At 62.4% G+C, this 1336-nt stretch carries 1 protein-coding gene; it reads left to right on the forward strand.

The window, feature by feature from the left end; genetic code table 11:
* Window positions 1–208: 208 nt before the first annotated feature.
* The gene (locus CQ13_RS15865) at window positions 209–1171 is read left to right on the forward strand and encodes an IS110 family RNA-guided transposase (protein ID WP_057843803.1); all 963 of its coding nucleotides are present in this window, start codon (window positions 209–211) and stop codon (window positions 1169–1171) included.
* Window positions 1172–1336 lie beyond the last annotated feature (165 nt).

The raw sequence follows: 1336 nt of genomic DNA on the forward strand, positions 1-1336 counted from the left end.
TTACGGCTTACTTCGTGCTCTTGTGTCCGCAAGATCTGCCAGAATGTGCGAACGGGCGGTTCTGACCAACCGCCCGTCGCTGGATCTGAGCCCGTTCGTGCTCCAAGGCCTTGAGAGCCTGTCGGGAAGCGAGGGACAGATCCGGTGTCTTCCTCAACCCGAACAGTTGCATGGGCTGCGAGCCCGGACCGAGCAAGGAAGGGAGTGGATGATGGCACAAAATGAGGTCGTTGTCGTCGGTATTGACGTGGCCAAGGACAAGGTGGATGCGTGCATTCGCTCGTTGTCTCAACGGCAGACGTTCCCGAGCACCGCGGAGGGGCAGCGCGCACTGATCCGCTGGCTTCGCAAGCACAAGGTCGGCAAGGCAGTCATGGAGGCTTCCGGCGGCTACGAACGGGACTGGGCCAAGGCACTGCGTGACGCCCGCATCGAAGTGCGGATCGTCGACCCAAAACGGGTGCGCAGCTTCGCCCAATCGGCCGGGCGGCTCGCCAAGAACGATGCGATCGATGCTGAGATGATCGCCTGGTTCGCCGAGACCTTTGACGAAGCTCGGGGCCAAGCCTATGACGCGGCACGCGAGGAGCTTGTCCAGATCGTCAATGCGCGTCAGGCTCTGCTGGAGCAGCAGACCCAGATGCAAAACAGGTGCGAGCACACCGTGCCGATCCCGGTGCGGAAAATGCATGAGCGGCTCTTGAAGGCGATCGCCCTCGAAGTTACCAAGCTTGAGGCTGTGATCGCAGCCCTGACCAAGGCCAGCCCGCACTTTGCCGAAACCGCCGAGATCATCGAGAGCGTGCCGGGACTTGGCAAGATCACCTCGGCCGGCCTCATTGCAGCCATGCCGGAATTGGGCCAGGTGAGCAACGAGGCCATCTCCGCCTTGCTGGGCGTCGCGCCGTACGATGACGATAGCGGCAAACGGCAGGGCGAGCGCCAGATCAAGGGTGGACGCCGCAAGGTCCGCAATCTGTTCTACATGGCTTGCATGGGAGCTGCGACCCGGCACAACCCGGTGCTAAAGACTTTCTATCGCCGCCTGATCGCCAAGGGCAAAAAGCCAAAGGTTGCCCTGGTCGCCTGCATGCGCAAGCTGATCGTCATTCTCAACATCATGATCACGCGCCGCGAGAAATGGGATGCCAGTCGCCATGCGGTGGGTTAACGAGCGTGCCAGCCCGCGCTCGGCATTCAGCCGAGCGCCTGCAGGCCTAACAGACCGGTGAGCGGATGGGGTCAAGGCCGTCAGCCGCCGGAGGCGGTGGCGCGCAGCGTCAGCCTTGAGCCCGGCCGATCACCGGGCTACTTCAAAAATACAGTTGCTTCCCGG

It is taken from the genome of Bradyrhizobium retamae (assembly GCF_001440415.1).
Classification (GTDB): Bacteria; Pseudomonadota; Alphaproteobacteria; order Rhizobiales; family Xanthobacteraceae; genus Bradyrhizobium; species Bradyrhizobium retamae.

Excerpts from the sequence above, each read along its gene's own strand:
- CQ13_RS15865 (WP_057843803.1), top strand. The coding sequence starts at position 209 with ATGATGGCACAAAATGAGGTCGTTGTCGTCGGTATTGACGTGGCCAAG.